The organism is Aquirufa novilacunae (assembly GCF_045310505.1).
In the GTDB taxonomy this organism is placed as follows: domain Bacteria; phylum Bacteroidota; class Bacteroidia; order Cytophagales; family Spirosomataceae; genus Aquirufa; species Aquirufa novilacunae.
Genome location: NZ_JBEWZG010000002.1, coordinates 166,278 through 183,822, shown reverse-complemented (window position 1 = coordinate 183,822; position 17,545 = coordinate 166,278). Strand labels below are relative to the sequence as shown.

The 17,545-nt window shown below is 41.4% G+C and carries 14 protein-coding genes; 7 read left to right on the top strand and 7 right to left on the bottom strand.

The window, feature by feature from the left end:
* Positions 1–25: 25 nt before the first annotated feature.
* Positions 26–679 (bottom strand): peroxiredoxin, encoded by a 654-nt coding sequence (locus tag V7S74_RS05965; RefSeq protein ID WP_406777862.1) that lies wholly within the window; start codon positions 677–679, stop codon positions 26–28.
* Positions 680–853: 174 nt separating this feature from the next.
* Here V7S74_RS05965 and V7S74_RS05960 point away from each other — a divergent pair, with 174 nt between their 5' ends.
* On the top strand, positions 854–3,193 hold the full coding sequence (locus V7S74_RS05960) for a TonB-dependent siderophore receptor (RefSeq protein ID WP_406777861.1): 2,340 nt from the start codon (positions 854–856) through the stop codon (positions 3,191–3,193).
* A gap of 3 nt (positions 3,194–3,196) precedes the next feature.
* Entirely contained in the window at positions 3,197–3,703 is a 507-nt protein-coding gene (locus V7S74_RS05955) for a hypothetical protein (RefSeq protein WP_406777860.1), read from the top strand.
* A 2-nt stretch (positions 3,704–3,705) separates the two neighbouring features.
* Here the strand turns inward: V7S74_RS05955 and V7S74_RS05950 are convergent, their stop codons facing one another.
* Positions 3,706–4,269 carry a methyltransferase family protein gene (locus tag V7S74_RS05950; protein ID WP_406777859.1) on the bottom strand — a complete coding sequence of 188 codons (564 nt, stop codon included), beginning with the start codon at positions 4,267–4,269 and terminating at the stop codon, positions 3,706–3,708.
* A gap of 109 nt (positions 4,270–4,378) precedes the next feature.
* Here V7S74_RS05950 and V7S74_RS05945 point away from each other — a divergent pair, with 109 nt between their 5' ends.
* The 3 genes from V7S74_RS05945 to V7S74_RS05935 all read left to right on the top strand — a co-directional run bounded on the left by V7S74_RS05945 (position 4,379) and on the right by V7S74_RS05935 (position 8,072).
* Complete coding sequence (locus tag V7S74_RS05945) at positions 4,379–5,296, top strand: TolB family protein (RefSeq protein WP_406777858.1); 918 nt, start codon at positions 4,379–4,381, stop codon at positions 5,294–5,296.
* A 34-nt stretch (positions 5,297–5,330) separates the two neighbouring features.
* A complete protein-coding gene (locus V7S74_RS05940; protein ID WP_406777857.1) occupies positions 5,331–6,731 on the top strand; it encodes a Gfo/Idh/MocA family protein in 1,401 nt (466 codons plus the stop codon).
* A gap of 117 nt (positions 6,732–6,848) precedes the next feature.
* On the top strand, positions 6,849–8,072 hold the full coding sequence (locus V7S74_RS05935) for a hypothetical protein (protein WP_406777856.1): 1,224 nt from the start codon (positions 6,849–6,851) through the stop codon (positions 8,070–8,072).
* Between the two features lie 51 nt (positions 8,073–8,123).
* Here V7S74_RS05935 and V7S74_RS05930 read toward each other — a convergent pair whose 3' ends face one another.
* Complete coding sequence (locus tag V7S74_RS05930) at positions 8,124–10,724, bottom strand: TonB-dependent receptor (RefSeq protein WP_406777855.1); 2,601 nt, start codon at positions 10,722–10,724, stop codon at positions 8,124–8,126.
* A gap of 134 nt (positions 10,725–10,858) precedes the next feature.
* On the opposite strand from V7S74_RS05930, the gene V7S74_RS05925 reads away from it, so the two are divergent.
* Positions 10,859–11,185 carry a DUF6370 family protein gene (locus tag V7S74_RS05925; protein WP_406777854.1) on the top strand — a complete coding sequence of 109 codons (327 nt, stop codon included), beginning with the start codon at positions 10,859–10,861 and terminating at the stop codon, positions 11,183–11,185.
* Here the strand turns inward: V7S74_RS05925 and V7S74_RS05920 are convergent.
* The 4 genes from V7S74_RS05920 to V7S74_RS05905 are packed head-to-tail and all read right to left on the bottom strand — an operon-like array spanning position 11,182 to position 16,715.
* Entirely contained in the window at positions 11,182–12,375 is a 1,194-nt protein-coding gene (locus V7S74_RS05920; RefSeq protein ID WP_406777853.1) for a multidrug effflux MFS transporter, read from the bottom strand. The two genes, V7S74_RS05925 and V7S74_RS05920, sit on opposite strands and share 4 nt — an antisense overlap.
* 45 nt (positions 12,376–12,420) lie before the next feature.
* Complete coding sequence (locus V7S74_RS05915) at positions 12,421–13,809, bottom strand: TolC family protein (protein WP_406777852.1); 1,389 nt, start codon at positions 13,807–13,809, stop codon at positions 12,421–12,423.
* Positions 13,799–15,097, bottom strand: a complete 1,299-nt coding sequence (locus V7S74_RS05910) for an HlyD family secretion protein (RefSeq protein ID WP_406777851.1) — start codon at positions 15,095–15,097, stop codon at positions 13,799–13,801. Before V7S74_RS05910 ends, V7S74_RS05915 begins: the two co-directional genes overlap by 11 nt.
* The gene (locus V7S74_RS05905; RefSeq protein ID WP_406777850.1) at positions 15,084–16,715 is read right to left on the bottom strand and encodes a peptidase domain-containing ABC transporter; all 1,632 of its coding nucleotides are present in this window, start codon (positions 16,713–16,715) and stop codon (positions 15,084–15,086) included. The genes V7S74_RS05910 and V7S74_RS05905 overlap by 14 nt, the downstream gene beginning before the upstream one ends.
* 130 nt (positions 16,716–16,845) lie before the next feature.
* On the opposite strand from V7S74_RS05905, the gene V7S74_RS05900 reads away from it, so the two are divergent.
* On the top strand, positions 16,846–17,517 hold the full coding sequence (locus tag V7S74_RS05900; protein ID WP_406777849.1) for a TetR/AcrR family transcriptional regulator: 672 nt from the start codon (positions 16,846–16,848) through the stop codon (positions 17,515–17,517).
* Positions 17,518–17,545: the final 28 nt, after the last annotated feature.

Here is a 17,545-nt window from a genome sequence, read left to right as displayed (position 1 = left end):
TCCTTGTGTAAGGGAGGGCTTTTTGTTAAATTGTTTTTTTCGCAAGGTAAAAGTCGATTTTTTCACAAGTCGTATCTGCAATACGTGCGTCCATTTCCGCTAAGGTTTTCGGTGGAGGCACAATTACTTGATCTCCTGGTTTCCAGTTTAACGGAATTGCCACTTTGTGTTTATCAGAGAACTGAAGTGCTTGAAGAACCCGAACGATTTCATCCATATTACGACCTACATTTAATGGGTAATACATAATCAAACGAATCTTTTTAGCTGGATCGATGAAGAATACGGCACGTACAGCAGCTGTTTCACTTTCGTTTGGCTGTAACATACCGTATAATTTAGATACATGCATGTCTAAGTCAGCGATGATTGGGAATTGAAAGTAAACACCCGTTTTCTCTCTGACATTGTTTACCCAAGCCAGGTGTGAGTGAATACTATCAATACTTAAGCCGATTAGCTCTGAATTCATTGCCGTGAATTCGTCTTGGCGCTGTGCAAAACCACTCATTTCTGTTGTACATACTGGCGTAAAATCAGCAGGGTGTGAAAACATGACAATCCACTTGTCCTTTGCAAATTCTGAAAATTTGATTTTACCGGTTGTTGTTACCGCTTCAAAATCGGGTGCGATGTCGCCTATCCGAGGCATGGCATACACTTGTTCGTTACTTTCCATATCGTAATTTTTTTGTTAGACTAATTTGTTATGCAAAGGTGAAGAGCAGAGAGGTATAAAAATGTGACTTTTGTCACTTATTTAAAATAATTCTAAATAAGCTTGCAAATGTAAGAATGCCACCGTAGTTTTGAATGTTATTTTTAATCAATCTAAATAAAAACAGCACTCAAAATGTCTATTAAAAGCCGCCTAATCGCCTTATTTATACTTACTTCAACTTCCATTTTTGCCCAGAATTCACGTTTAGCAGGTAGTGTTTTCGATGCTCGTCGACAGCCCGTGAACGGAGTTAATGTTCGACTTTTGGAATTAAAGAAAGGGAAATTATCAGATGAGACTGGTCAATTTTCTATTCCATCATTACCTTCAGGTACCTACACGCTTCAAGCCTCTTATGTAGGATACAAGACTTTACAACAATCGATCACGTTAGAAGAAGGCAAGACATTAAATTTGGCGCTCGAACTCTTGGAGACCACAACGGATCTAAAAGAAATTGTCGTAGTGGGGCATGTTAGTCAAAATGAAAAACCCGTAAGTATCGGAAAATTGCCTATCCGGCCTATGGATTTACCTCAAAGTGTCATGACCCTAGATCGTACACTTCTAGAAACACAACAGGTTAGATCAATGAGTGATGTTTTAATGAATACAAATGGGGTCTACATTATGGGAACTACTGGAGGCTACCAAGAAGAGATTTCTGCTCGAGGTTTTTCAATGGGAAGTTCTAATACCTTTAAAAATGGAATGCGGTATGCGAATGGGATGATGAGTGAGCTAAGTGGGATTGAAAAAGTAGAAATTTTAAAGGGAAGTGCGGCGATTTTATATGGTAATGTAGCTGCAGGTGGGGTGTTGAATTTAGTGACGAAGAAGCCTAAATTTAATTTTGGAGGAGAAATTAGTTTGCGTTCTGGTAGCTGGGGTTTAATCAAGCCATCTATTGATTTCTATGGAGGATTGTCCTCGAAGGTGGCTGTTCGATTAAATGCTACGCATGAAAAAGCGAATAGTTTTAGAGAGGGAGTTCGTTCAGAGCGTTTCTATGTGAATCCATCGCTTCTTTTTAAGTTGTCTGATAAAACGGAATTAGTAGTGGAAGGGGATTATTTAGAAGATCGTCGCACACCTGATTTTGGCGCTGGGATTATCAATTATAAAATCGTGGACGTACCGAGAGAGCGTTTTTTAGGAGTGGCATGGTCTTATATGAATCAAAATCAATCAAGCATCACAACGTCTTTAACCCATCGTTTAACAGATCAATGGACGATTAAATTAATGGCAGGGATTCGAAATAATGGATTTGATTTATTCTCGAATGCTAGACCTAACGCAGGCTCTTTTGTTTCAGAGGACGGTCGATGGATTCGCAATTTACAAAAAGCGAATGCTCGAGAGAATTATGGCATAGCTCAAGTGGATGTGACAGGGACCCTTCATACAGGAGTGATAAAACACCAACTTTTAGTAGGCGCAGATTCGGATTACTTTAACACGGTTACTAATGCATTTAATCAATTCGCGCGTTATGATACGATAAACATCTTAGGTCCCAATCCAGCTAAAAAACGGGTTGATCAGCCAGCGATGACTCCATTTACCACCACAACAGCCCCTATTAATCGGGTGGGCCTATATGTACAGGACTTAGTTCATGTGAGTGAAAAAATGAAGCTTTTAGTGGGCTTAAGGTATTCTTATCAACAAACAACTAGTGAATTATATACGTATAGCACATCTAAAACAACGGTATCTACTAACTTTGACGGCGCCTTTTCACCTCGTTTGGGACTTGTGTTTCAGCCTACAAAATCTCACGCTATTTTTGCTAGCTACGCTAATTCATTTGCTTTGAATTCAGGCGTCGATATAAATAACAATGCCTTGCCTCCTTCCCTAATAGATCAATATGAGTTGGGAATAAAAAATGAATTGCTCAAGGGGATGCTTTCGGCAAATGTGACGGCCTATCGAATTTTGAACAATAATTTAGCCCAAAACTCTTTAATCAATGCGACAACCTATTCCTATGTAAAAGAATTAGTGGGCGCTGTCCAAAGTGAGGGCTTAGAAATTGACCTGAGCACTAAACCAGTTGCTGGAATTTCATTTACCGGAGGTTATAGTTATAACGAAACGAAATATGTGAAAAGTAACACCTACATTGAGGGAAGTTTATTGCGCTATAATCCGAACCATACCGCTAATATTGGGATTTCTTTCCGTCACAATGGATGGCAAGCAGGCTTAACATCTGTTTATATTGGGGAACGCTTCGCTGGCAGATCCACTCGGGTCGCTGTGGCAAATGACGCTTACAGATTAATCGAATTACCGGCTTATACACAAGTTGATTTTAGCCTTTCTTATCGGATAAAACATTTTATCGTTCGCTCTAAAGTAGCTAATTTAGGCGACGTATTAAGTTATAATGTGCACGATGACAATTCGGTAAATCCTATTACCCCCCGAAATTATAGCCTTAGTTTAACCTTTGCTTTCTAAATCATGAGTCAACTTTCTTCTAAAATGAGAATTTACCACCGTTACCTAGGCTTTTTTCTGGCCGGTATTATGGCGGTCTATGCAATCAGCGGCATTATTTTAATTTTTCGCGAAACTAAATTCTTAAAAAGTGATGTGCATAAAGTAATCACATTACAGCCCGGTTTACAAGGCGAAAAGCTGGGTAAAGAACTTAGAATTAAGGGGTTTAAGCCTGATACTACACTAGGTGACATTGTTCGATTTAAGCAAGGAACCTACAACCTGAAATCTGGGGTAGCGGATTATACCGTATCGGAACTGCCTAAGGTAGTTAGCAAGATGACAAAACTGCACAAGGCAACTACGAATGATCCCTTGTTTTATCTGAATATTTTCTTCGGTTTATCCCTGCTTTTCTTCGTGATTTCATCCTTCTGGATGTTCTTGCCGAAGACGACCATTTTTAAAAAGGCGATGCTTTTTACGGCGGCTGGGGCTATTTTGACCCTCGTATTATTGCTGTTGTAAATCTAGTATAGGTAGGGAATAAGTGCTTTCACGCGTTTTTTGTAAGTAGTATATTCTTCGCCAAAAACAGCGACTAACTTACGCTCCTCCAGTCGGTAGCCTACCATAAGGTAGACGTAAGAAATGAGAAGTACGAGTCCCATTTTCTGCGTGGGGATAAGCAGAAAAAGACCTAAAATCAAGATGATTGTCGCGAAATAGAGTGGATGACGAACGTGTTGATACATCCCTTTTTGGACTAACTCTGGTTTCCCTTCTGCCTTAATTCCGAGAAATTCAGCGCCGTCAAAAGCTTTAAAAGCGAGGAATAAAAATACCAGACCGATGGCCGTTATGGCACTACCTAGGGCTAAGTTGCCTGTAAATAAATAGGCGTCAGGCGCAAGGATGCTCTGAATCAATAAAGGAATCAATCCCCCTAAAGCGATCAAGTTATAGAGCAGTCGGTAATAGGTAAAAAGGAAAGGCGATTTCCGTTGAATGAGTGCCTTAGCCGTAGTGGAGGCTAAAAAGCTATGAACAAAAAAATAGAACACCCAAGCTATTCCGAGAATCGTGATTTCCATTTTGAAATGATTTGGCACAAATCTAAACTATTAAAGACATAATTTTCCTTTTTATCAGGATATGAAATGCTAAAACTATTTCTAACTTATGTTTCTAAACCTATGAAACATGAAATATCTAGCTATCCTTTTACTAGGATGTAGCCTTTCTTTATCAGCCCAAATTCCGGCTGGCAAAAAGGTCATCACCTCCCTGTATGTGTACGATCTAGCTTCTGGAAAGTCCGAATTAATTCTGACGGAGAAGCGCCATTTTGAAGCGCCTAACTGGTCTCGAGATGGCAAGTTTTTGTTAATCAATGCCTACGGAAAACTCGAAAAAATTAGCCCAAAAGGGGAGAAATTAGGCGAGCTAAACACAGGTTCCGTAGCTAAGGCGAATAACGATCACGGCTATAGTTTTGATGGCAAATCACTTTATATCTCTAGTGCAAAAGCAGAAATCAAAGAGCATACCTCCTTTATTTATAAGGTTTCAGCGGAAGGTGGAGAACCGGTTCAGTTGACTCCATTGACCCCTTCTTATTGGCATGGGGTCTCACCTGATGGCAAAACCATCGTTTATTGCGCGGCCAGAAATGGCAATTATGACATTTATTCGATGCCTTCGAATAGAGGAGATGAAATTCGATTAACTACTACGGATGGTTTAGATGATGGCCCAGAATACTCACCAGATGGGAAATACATTTACATCAACTCCTACCGTTCTGGGATGATGCAGATTTGGCGGATGAAGGCGGATGGATCTGATCCAGAGCAGATGACCTTTGATGCACATTCAAATTGGTTTGCACACATTGCGCCTAATAACAAAGTGGCGACAATTATTACCTATATGGAGGACCAAAAGCAGGCCCATCCTTTTGGACATCAAGTCAAACTTCGTTTGTTGGATCTGAAGACGAAAGAAGTGAAGGATTTAACAGAGGAGTTTTATGGGGGACAAGGAACGATTAATGTACCTTCTTGGAGTCCAGATGGCAAGAAATTTGCCTATGTGCGCTATGCCTTGGAAGATTTGTAAAAAGGGAGTAAATTCACAAAAAACCTATTGAAATATGAACAAAGATAGTCAAGCTTCTAGACGGAAGTTTTTACAACAAATAGGGGCAACTAGCCTAGTCGCGGCGTCTTCGCCCTTCGCCTCTTTAGGCGCACAGCAAAAAGCAGAGGAACGTATATTGACCTACGAAAAACGCATTTCGGTGGGCGAAAAGATCCGCTTAGGTGTGATTGGTTTTGGGGTACAAGGTCACTTCGATCTGGCTTCAGCGCTGAAAGTTCCTGGGGTAGAATTAGCTGGAATCTGTGATTTATACACCGGTCGTATCGAAAACGCGAAGGAATTATACGGCAAGGATTTATACACGACACGTAATTACAAAGAATTATTAGACCGTTCAGATATCGACGCGGTGATCATCGCGACACATGATGTGTGGCACGCGCGCATCACCATCGATGCTTTGGCAAAAGGCAAACACGTCTATATCGAGAAACCGATGGTCTATAAAATAGACGAAGGTCCGAAGGTGATTGCCGCCCAAAAGAAATACGGGAAAGTCCTACAAGTAGGTTCTCAACGGGTGAGCAGCATCGGATTAGCGAAAGCGAAGGAGATGTTAGCTGCCGGCGAGATCGGAAAATTGAACATGGTGAACGCGGTCTATGATCGCCAAAGCTCCATCGGCGCCTGGCAATATACCATCCCTAAGGACGCAGATGCATCCACTTGCGATTGGAATCGATTCATCGAGGCGACGGCTAAAATGGAATTCGATGCGAAGAAATTCTTCTGGTGGCGTGCCTTTAAAGAAGTAGGAACGGGCGTAGCAGGTGATTTATTTATTCACTTGTTATCAGGAACCCACTTTATGACAAACTCGAATGGACCAGAAACCATCTTCTCAACGGGACAATTCAGTCATTGGAACGACGGCCGTAACCTTCCAGATGTGATGTCAGGCGTTATGCAATATGGCAACACGGCGGAACATCCTGCCTTCCAATTAACACTTCAAGTGAACTTCGTGAGTGGAACGGGGGGACAAGAAGTCATTCGTTTGATCGGTTCAGAAGGGGTGATGGATGTGAAAGGCAATACGATTTCCGTGAAGCATAGCATTATGCCGGAAGCTCCAGGCTTCGGGGGATATGATTCGGTGTTTACACTTCCTAAGAGTATGCAGGAAGAAATGACCCGCGAATACAATGCGAAGTGGACGGAAGCGCAGCGCAAGCGCCCTACGAAAGAAGACGTTATTTTCAGAGCGCCTGCAGGATATGACGAGCACGTGGATCACTTCACTCACTTCTTCGATGCGATCCGCAACGGAACGTCTGTAGTGGAAGATGCGGCGTTTGGATTTAGAGCTGCGGCACCAGCCCTGGCTTGTAACGAAAGTTATTTCCAAAAGAAAATCATTCAATGGGATCCAGTGAATATGAAATTGAAGTAAAGATAAAAGCCTCAGATCATCCGATTTGGGGCTTTTTTTAAACCACTTATCTGTCGATATGACCGCTTAATAAAAGAGTGGATATATATCTGTTGCGGGCTGTAATTTTCTGAAATTATGGAAAACGAAATCATTAAAAACATCTCGAACCCAGCAGCTTTGGAGAGCTTGTATCGTTCGAATCCTGCTACATTTAGCCGTGCTTTCGAAGCGGTTTATCCACAAATCTCCACGGAACTTGCTGCCCAAATTTGGCAGGAACGTTTAGCTGTTTCCTCTACGTCTTGGGGCTCTAAAAACGATTGGATATTGCTGGTGGCCTTTGCGCTACTCGCCGGTTTCTTTATGCAGCTTCCCGATCTAGCACATCTTTCACATGACCGCTATTTCCCGCGTAACATGTCCTTTTTTGTGATGCCCGGAATAGGCGCCTACTTTGCTTATAAGCAAGGGCTAGGTTTGAGAGAACTCCTGTGGCCTATCGCCACCTTAGTGGCATCCATCCTTTTTATCAATCTGTTGCCGGAGAAGAGCACGACTTTGCTATTAACCTGCTTGCATATTCCTATCTTGATCTGGTTAGCGGTGGGATACATTTTTGCGGGATCTGATGCGGGCAAGCGGATGGATTTCTTGCGTTACCACGGGGACTTAGTGGTGATGACGGTCGTTATTGGATTAGCTGGGGGATTGTTTACGGCCTTAACGTTGAATCTGTTTAATTTAGTACAGCTTAAAATAGACGATTTTTATTTCCGCTATATCGTCCTTTCTATCCTTCCTTCGGTGCCGCTTTTTGCCACTTTATTAGTGCGCCAAAACACCAGTTTAGTCAGCAAAATTTCCCCTGTGATCGCCCGTATTTTTACGCCTCTAGTAACGATCACATTAGCCATTTTCTTAGTAGCTATTATTTTCACGGGGAAAGATCCCTACAATGACCGGGATTTTTTGCTGATCTTTAATGGGGTGTTGATAGGCGTGATGGCCTTGATTTTGTTTTCTCTAGGTGAAGCGACAAAGCAACATGCCTCTCGCATTCACCAGTATTTTCTGTTGGCCTTAGCCATGGTAGCCATCATTGATAATGGGATTGCCTTATCAGCGATTGGGTTCCGATTAATGGAATTTGGCGTTAGTCCTAATCGACTCGCAGTTTTAGGAAGCAATGCGCTGGTTATGGTTCATTTAGTATTAGTAACACGTCACTTATCCCGGTTTATAAAGGGAGTTGAAACGGTGGAGGGAATCGAAAAAGGCCTGACTACCTACCTTCCTTATTACGCAGTTTGGGCGGCGATCGTGAGTTTTATTTTCCCGTTGATTTTCTCTTTTAGTTAATAAAAAAGGCCCGGAATTCCGGGCCTTTCGTTTGATAGGGTTAGGGGTATATTATTGCATTTGCATCGCATCCATTCCACCACCTGAATTGTTCTTTTTCATTTGGCTCATGTCGAATTTACCGAAACGAAGAGAGAACGTTAGACGAATCATTTGTGGATTCGCTAAGCGGAAAGAGGTCTGCGAGAATCCTTCGCCGAAAGAAACGCGGGTGTTTCCACGTGAACGTGTGATATCATTGAAGGCTAATGTCAAGGAAGCCATATCATTTTTCAAGAAGGTCTTTTTGATCGCTAAGTCAATGCCAAAGAAAGGTTCAATATATCCCTGCGATGAACTTTGTGCTTGACCACCCGGAGGGCCTGGCATCTGTTGGCCAGAGGTAACAGGCACATTTGTTTTTCCTTGGTAATCACCAGACAACTGGATGCTCCACTTTTTGGGCAAAATAAACGTGTTATTTAGCTTCCCAAAAACAGACCACAAAGCTTCGTTTACTTGTGTCGCATCGATGTTCGAAATGTTGATTTTCGAATTGTACATGTTCACGTTCGCCGTTAAATCCCACCAGCTTTGAAGCTTGTTTGTGTAAGTAAATTCTACCCCGTAATTGATGCTCGAATTCGCGTTCACAAACGTGTTAATTAAATCCAGTTTCCCGCTGATTGGATTCGTCTCCTGCTTCAAATAACGCGTGATCAAATTATCTGTGTACTTATAATATCCAGACACTAAGAAGGTGGCAGAACCCTGTGACTTGCTGTAAGAAAGTTCACCCGATGTGGTGAATTCTGGAACCAAATCCGCGTTACCTCGCTGGATATTTAAGCTGTCGCTATAATCTACAAACGGAATGATTTGGAAGAAATTAGGGCGATTCACGCGGCGGGTCACACTTAATTGTAACTGATCCGTCTTCGATAAATCCTTCTTCAAGAAGATGGATGGGAATAAGCTAATCGGGTATTTATTGCTAAACGCTTGATTCGTATTTAATAATTTACCCTCGTATTCTGAGCTCTCCCCACGTAAACCAATCTTGTAGGAAAGTGTTTTGCTCGCCTTTCCAGAGATAGAGAAATAGGCGGCGTACACCTTGTTCGTACTCTCATAATTCGCAGATGCAGCAGAAATAGTTTTATAAACATCTGTACCTACTGGCTTAATGGTATTCAGAATTTGATTTTCTAGGTCATTAATTTGCGCACGTAAGCCTGTTTCGATAGTCCCTTCATTTTTAATGGGAGTTACATAATCTAATTGAGCTGTGATAAATGAATTTTTACCGGAACCTACATTCTTTTGAATTTGCGTGCCTGTGATGACATTGTTTTTCAAATAATCGGTAGTGAAGAGACCGTCATATTGATTTGTTCCTCCAAAATAGTTGAAATCGCCCGTTAGCTCTCGACCGGCTTTTGGATAACTGTGCTTAAATCCAGCCTGAAATCCAGCCGGTTTAAATTCACGCATATTCTCGGATAAGCGTTGACTTTGTGTAGTAACTCCATTGACAGTACTCACAATTTCGGTGTTTTCCGTAGGGCGGAATTGACCGCCACCACCAAAGAAAGCGCCTAAAGAAAGCGTCGTCCGGTTGCTGGCTGCATAGTCTGCCGCGAAACGGGGGAATAACATCATCCCTTGCGTTTTGTTATCTGATTCCTGGCTTACAGAGGATAAAACACCCCCTAAATCGCTCGAACGAAGACTATTCCCGATGGAATTATTGCGCATGCGCATGTTCATTAACGTCGCCGTTAAATTCCATTTGTTCTGTTGGTAGGTAAAATTTCCCATGATATTCGAACCTCCAAAACGATCCGCTCCCACATTCACCATCCCATTATAGCCGTTCTTTTTGTTCTTCTTTAACACGATGTTGATGATACCCGCCATACTTCCTGAGGCATCGTATTTCGCAGATGGATTCGTGATCACCTCTACTTTTTCGATGATATCTGCAGGGATTTGGTCCATCGAAAGACTCGTAGGACGGCCATCGATAAACAAGGTCGGGTTCGCATTACGTACCTTTACATTACCATCGATATCCACTTGTACGGATGGAATATTACGCATCACGTCGATGGCAGTTCCGCCTGTGGTCACCAGGTTTTGGGCTACATTAAAAGATTTTTTATCGATGTCCATTTCGACCAAAGACTTCGTCCCCGTCACCACGACATTTTCTAATTCCTTCGAATCTTGGGCTAATTTGATATTGCCTAAATCTTTCTCAAAAGCGGCCATCATTTTCGCCATATCGGGTTGCTGGCCTGGCTCCATTTTAGGCATTTCGAATACCACCGCAGCTTCGTAATTTTTGTAACCTACAAAACTGATTTTGATTTTTAAACGTGCGTTGACCGGGATTTCTTTGAAGTTGAAATCTCCGTTTAGTTCAGCTGTTTGGGCTTTTACTAAGATGTCTTTCGACTGTTTAGTTGCAGGATCAACCGTGGATTTCAATAAAACGACCGAAGCGAATTCAACAGGTTTCCCCATTTCGTCTACGACTTTTCCATAGACATGACCCTGATTTAGATTAGCTCCAGGACCACGGGCCCCCGCTGGAGGACCTCCGGGAACTTGTGCAAAAGTGGTCATGGAAAGAAGCGCGAAGAGCGCCGAAGCAAGTGTTTTTCTCATTAGGTGGATTGTTTACCATAAAATTGTACCACAAAGGTACATTCAATTAAATGGATAGGGCATTTTTTCTGCCTGGCGGTTGATTGTATAGATGAATGATGGATATTTTGCGAGAAAAGGTTTTTCTTTACAGCATGAAAAAGCTCTTCTTCCTCTTCTTTCTGGCGGCATTTACCGCCACCGCCCAATCCAAACCAGCTGGTAAGTTAGATACGTCTAAACCAGTTCTGACCCTTGAGGCTTCATGTGGTACTTGCAATTTCGAGATGAAAGGCAAAGGCTGTTTTTTAGCAGTGAAATACGAAGGCAAGGCCTATGCCGTGGAGGGCACGGGACTTGATGATCATGGAGACGCACATGAGGAGAAGGGATTTTGCAATGCGGTTCGTAAGGCCAAAGTCCAAGGTAGCCTTCAAGGCGCAAAATTCGTCGTTACCTATTTCGAACTATTAAAGCCTTAGCTTGCCGTATACTTTCTTCCGATTCCGAACAAAATCGTGTTTGCCAGCACCGCACATCCGAAGATGATGATTGCCATCGTAAACGGTGTTCCGTCGAAAAACAAACCAACTAAGGTGGCGCATACTGCTCCCCAAGCCATTTGAATGGACCCTAACATGGCCGAAGCTGTTCCGGCTCCTTTGTGAAATGGGCGTAAGGCTAGCGTTGCCACATTGGGGAAATTAAATCCTTGGCAGCCCATAATAAGGAAGAGCAAAGCGATATTTAATTCTATGGACAATAGGTCTAGTTTAGCTAAAATGGAAAGCAACAGACCTAAGATTAATTGCGTAGGCAAGGTTACTTTCAAAATTTGTAAGCTAGAATACTTCTTTAAAACGACCCGATTCAATTGACTTGCGGAGATAATTCCGGAAGCGACGATGGCGAAAATGAATCCAAATTTGGACTCATTCACCCCATAATACGTTAAGAAAGTAAGCGGCGCACCACCTACATAAGTGAAAATACTTCCAGCGCCTATGGCTCCTGTGAAAGCAAAGACTAAATAATGCTTCTCTTTGAATAAAGATTTGTATGCTTTTATGATGGTCGAGATTCGAAATGCACCCCCATGTTCGCGGTTCGTCTTTTCGGGCAGCCAAGATTTAATTAAAAAGATGATTACTAATAAGATAGCAGCCAAGGTTAAAAAGATGGCTTTCCAGCTCGCGATCGTTAATAATAGACTACCTAATGAAGGAGCTAAAATAGGAGATACTCCTAAAATCAAGATCATTAACGACATCACTTTAGGGCGATCATGCTCTTCAAAGGTTTCTCTAATCACTGCATTAGGAGCTACCATTCCTACGCTACCACCTAGTGCTTGGAACAGGCGAAAAACAACTAGCATTTCGACAGAGGGCGAAAAGGCGCAGGCGATAGAGCTTAACACATAAACGGATAAGCCAATGTAAAGCACATTTTTGCGGCCGAAATGGTCTAAAAGGGGTCCACTTATTAACTGGCCTAAGCAAATGCCAAAAAAGAAACTAGATAACGTATATCCCATTTCTTCTTGTGAGCAATTCAGCGCTAAGGCAATGTTCTTGAAAGCAGGCAAATACATGTCGATGGACAAAGGTCCAATGGCAGACAAGATTCCCAGAATTAAAATAATTTTCGTGCGGTTAGCAGAAGTAGGCATTATAGAGGGGTATATTAAGAAAGGACAAAGGTACGCCCAATATTCTTAAATTAATACCCCGGCACTAGCCTGCAATGCATAAATGGTTTTAAAGAGGTAGGCTTTCAGCTCCGTTAATTTCTCAGCTGCCTCCATCGCTTTTGTCTCCCGGCTATTGATCAAAAATAGCGACGATTCCCCTTGTGCAAAGCGATTTTCTTCCGCTTTCACTAGCGTCTGGTAGTTTGAAAGGGCTTTTTCCTGGGTTTGGATTTGCTTTTTTAGGGCTTCTACCTGGTTATAATAGGAATTGATTTTCACTTGAATTTGCTGTCTTTTTTGGGCTAAATTCAAGGATTCCTCCTGTATTTTTAATTTCGCTAATTGGTAATCTGCGCGACCTTTTGAGAGACGTAAAGGCATCTCAAATTTGATGCCGTATTGGTAATTATTATCAAAAAGAGCCCGCGTTTCAAGGCTAGGAGCTAGGCCTTTCGAAAGGGCATTATAACTCACGTCTAGCTTGGGAAGTAAACTCTGGAACTTTAATTTTTTCTCTACTTGCAAGCCCTCAATCTTGTACTGGTAGGCACTTAGATCTGGGTGATTCGCATAAGCCTTTTCTAAAAGAGACGAAAGGTTTAAATCTAATTCGGCTAATATGGCCATCTCATTTTTCACCTCTGCTGGCTGCACCTCTAGTGGCAATTCTTGTGGCGTACTGTTTTCTTGCCACAAATAAACGGATAAGGCTAAACGGGAATTTTCTTTCTCCATCCATTTTGCCTGATATAAATTGTCAAAATACTGTTGCTGCGTCGTCGCTTCTACGGTATCAACGGCTGGTCTTTCTCCCAGTTCCACACTACGTTTAACGAAGGAAACACGCGCCTCAGCGATGCGAAGATTTTGGTCGACAATTTTTAAAACTTGTACACTTTTCACCCAATTCCAATAGGCAGCCATCGCATCAGAAAACAAATCGTTTAAGACACTTCGCTGCTCTTGCAGGGCCATTTTATTCATCAATTTTGCTTGTTGCAAACTAGCTCTTCGTTGATCGATAAAAAGGTTTTTTGCTAACGGAACAGTGATCCCCATATAGCTCGTTTCACCTAAGGTTTCACTTGAATTGAGGCGTGTTCCTTGTAAGTTTTCCATTCCAGAGCGCAGCTCAATTCCATACCAAGTTGGGATGTTTAATTCGGGCGCATGGGACTCATAATAGTTCTTGCCATCAAAGGTTTTCTTCGCACTGTAGTGACTTAAAATAGGGTCAAAACCCGCTCTAGCCTGTAGGATTTGAGCTTCAGATTTTTGTACACCGATACCAGCCTGCTTCGCAATGGGATGGTAAGCCTGTACAATTTTCAAGAACGCCTCTGGATACAATATAGGCGTTTGAGCTAAGCTCGAAAAACTCAAAAGGAAGAATAGTATGAACTTATTTTTCATCTTTTTTTACCGTGTAAAAGTCAGCTGGGAAACCGTTGATGTTTCGCCATAATTCATACCACAATGGCACATCATTTAACAAGGCAATGCCTTGCGCACCCGCTCCCATTTTGATTTGCTTGGGCCATTTTTTGTCTTTAGGATCCTCGACCACAATAACACGGAACATGCCCTTTTCGTCAATGTTATTTTCTACCGCTCGGATTTTACCTGGGAAAGTCCCGAAGCTTTGATCTGGCCAACCACCCGCGAAAATAATCGCCGGGAAACCATCGAAAATAAAACGCACTTCTTGTCCAGGAGAAACAAGTGGTAAATCGACAGGTCGTACGTACATCTCCACGGCATAATTTGTGTTTTGAGGAACAACCGTTAATAATTCCTCCCCATCTTTTAGAAGCTCGCCAATACCCGCTTTTTTCGCGTTAATTACCTGACCGCTTTGGGGAGCTAAAATATAGTACATCCCATCTCGAATGGTATAACTCGATACTTGGTTTTCTAATTTAGCGATGTCTCCCTTTCCTGTCTCAATCATCCCTAAGCTTTGGAATTTTTCTCCCTCTGCCTTGTTCATTTTTTCACTGTATTCCTGGTCCACTCCACGTAATTCGATTTTCGTATTTTGAATCTCTTGTAGCGTCTGATTTACTTTATTTTCAGCGATGGTTTTCTTCGCTAAAGCGTTCTGCATCGCGGCATTACGCTGTTGAAATTGTGTCTGCGAAATCAAGCCCTCTTTGTACATTTTTGAGTTACGCTCGAACTGATCTTTGGCTAAATTGTATTCGTTGTTTGCCGCTTCTAGCTCCGATCTTTCCCCCGTTATTTTTTGCTGTAATTGGGTGATTTTGTTTGTTAGCTGATCTTGTTTTAATGATTTAGAAGAGCGTAGGTTCGCAATTTGATCTTCGGTAGCTTTTACTTTTTGTTCGTAAAATTCGACAGTCCCTTTTTTAGCATCTAGCTGTTCTTGGGTTCTCAAAATTAATTTCGGATCTAGGTATTCTGCCTTGATCTCCGAGATTTTAGCTAAGGTATCTCCTTGTTCCACAAAGTCTCCCTCTTTCACCCACCAACGACTGATTTTGCCGGCGATGGGGCTATAGATTTTTTGGGGTTTTTGCTCCTGGTACAAACTGGTGATCTGCCCTTTGGATCTGATATTTTGGGTCCAAGGAAGGAAGAGGACGCCTAGTAATATAAGTCCCAGTCCGATTAACCAAGGTCTCGTAGCCGGTCCTTTTCCGCGCAGGTAAATTTGATTAAATGACTTAAACTTTTCCATGATCGAAAACTAATTTTTTATCGAATCCGATAGACTCGTTAGTAGAAATAAGAACCGTTGCATTCGATTTTTTTAATAAATAATCGCGCAAATTATCTGCTATTTGGGCATCTAAACCATTCCAAGGATTTTCCAATAAAAGCAATTGTTTGTCACCACAAAGTGCGCGAAGTAGCAAGATCTTTTTAATGATCGTTTGTGGCGTCTTCTTACCTAATGGCTCGATCTCTGTATCAAATCCTTGTGGGAAATGATTTAAGAAATCAGCGAAGCCTAGGTTTTCAGCCGTCTCTAAAATAAGAGATGGGTTTACTTCTTTATTCCCTAAGCTAATATTTTCCCAAACCGTGCCATTAAATATCTCTTGCGCTTGAAGCAGTATGCCGGTATGCTTTCGCAGGCTATCTAAGCTGTAGTTTTTGATCGGGACTTTGTTGATTAATAAAGTTCCTTTAAAGTCGGGGTAGTTACCCGTTAAAATTCGCATGAAGATCGATTTACCTGAACCAGCCGGACCCGTTAATTGTATTTTATCGCCTGCATTAATGAGCAGATTTAAAGAATCTAATACAGGCTTGCCAGCTTCAAATTCAAAACTAAAGTTTTTCACCTCGATTTCAACTCCCTCCCGCGTTTGTAGCTCTAAATCTCCACTGGAGTCTAATGGACTATCCGTGACGCTCGCTAATTTTTCTAATCCAGTTATAACATCATAGGCGCTATCTAAGCTAGTAATCAATTTTTCTACCGCACCGATCACTAACATAATAACGATTTCTGCCGCTACGAATTCTCCTACGTTTAATTGCTGGTTAATTAACAAATAGGAGCCTAAGGTTAGCATCAAAGTCGTTAAGGCAATCTTAAAAAATAGGAGTGATTTGTATTGAAAAAGTAATACCCGAAAGTGTGTGGTTCTAGCCGTTAAATAGCCTATGACACTAGCGTCTGTTCGCTTTAAATTCAAATCAGATCCTTGGCTAAATTTGAATGTTTTAATGGTGCGGGCAATCTCTCCAAAAAATCCAGCCACTTCGTATTTATAGTTGGACTCCTCAATACTTGTTTCGATTCCTTTTTGGGAAGTATAATATAAAATCAATCCTAAAAGCACTAATAGTATTACCCCTAAAATGATGAATAAAGGATGATAAAGAGATAGAAGAACGATACCAAAAACAATTTGAACCGTCGCTACCGGTATGTCAAGCAACAACTTTGCGAATCCCTTTTGAATATTTAGCGAGTCGAAAAATCGATTCACTTTCTCTGGAATATGGTACTTATCCATTTGCTTTAAATCCAACTGAGGGATTTTATCCGCAAATTCAAAGGCGTAATGAGCGAAGACCTTTTGCTGAATTGATTCGATGATTTTCATCTGATTTATTTGGAATAAACCCATGAGAAAAACCCCTAAAACCACGAGGAAAATTAAGACATAAATGGAGGTGACCATGGTGGCACCCATGACCAAACCGATGATCGTTTGCACTCCAAGGGGTAAGCTTAGATTGACAATACCACCTAAAATAGAGAATAAATAAATCGAACGAATCTCCTGATGATGATCCTTTATCAGGGATTGGATTCTCTTGAGCGGACTTATTTTTTGCATGTCGTCTTTATTTCTACCGTAAAACTAGGAAGACTTTTTGATATAATAGTATTACTATTATTAATAATTGTTAAAATATCTTTTGTGTTAGTAAATCTATTGTTATTTTTGCTTCAGATTAAAGACAATAATGGATTATTCACTCAGTTTCAAGGTAAATGAAAAGATCTTCGTAAGAGATCCAGAAGGCACGGAACTTGGAAAGCAAATCGTAAAGAATGCGATCGATTTGATTTACAAGCTGGGCTTCGAACATTTTACGTTCAAAAAACTAGCGAAAGAGATGAATACGACAGAGGCGACCATCTATCGCTATTTTGAGAACAAGCATCGATTGTTGTTGTATATTTTGAATTGGTATTGGTCATACCTGGAATACCTGGTTGTGTTTCAGTTACAACCACTGGCAAATACCACCGATAAATTAACTAGATTAATCGAATTGCTTACCCACGAGTTACCCGAGAGCGAAGGGCAGTCTGATTATAACAAGAAGTTTTTGCATCAGATTGTGATTTCTGAGAGTAGTAAGGTATACCTCGTAAAGGAGGTAAAAGAGATTAACGAGGACAAAGTTTTCAAGCCATTTAAAGATCTCTGTGCCCGAATTTCGGAATTGATTCAGGCCCATAATTCGGCGTATAAATTCCCTCATTCATTAAGCAGTACCTTAATTGAAACGGCTCATTCGCAGCTTTTCTTTAGTCAACACCTTCCTAAGTTGACAGATGCTGGAAACGAGAATAAGCAGTTGTTTGTGGAGAATTACTTGAAGGATTTGCTGTTCAAATCCCTCAAATAAACCCCTGCTGGCGACTAGCGACTAGTGA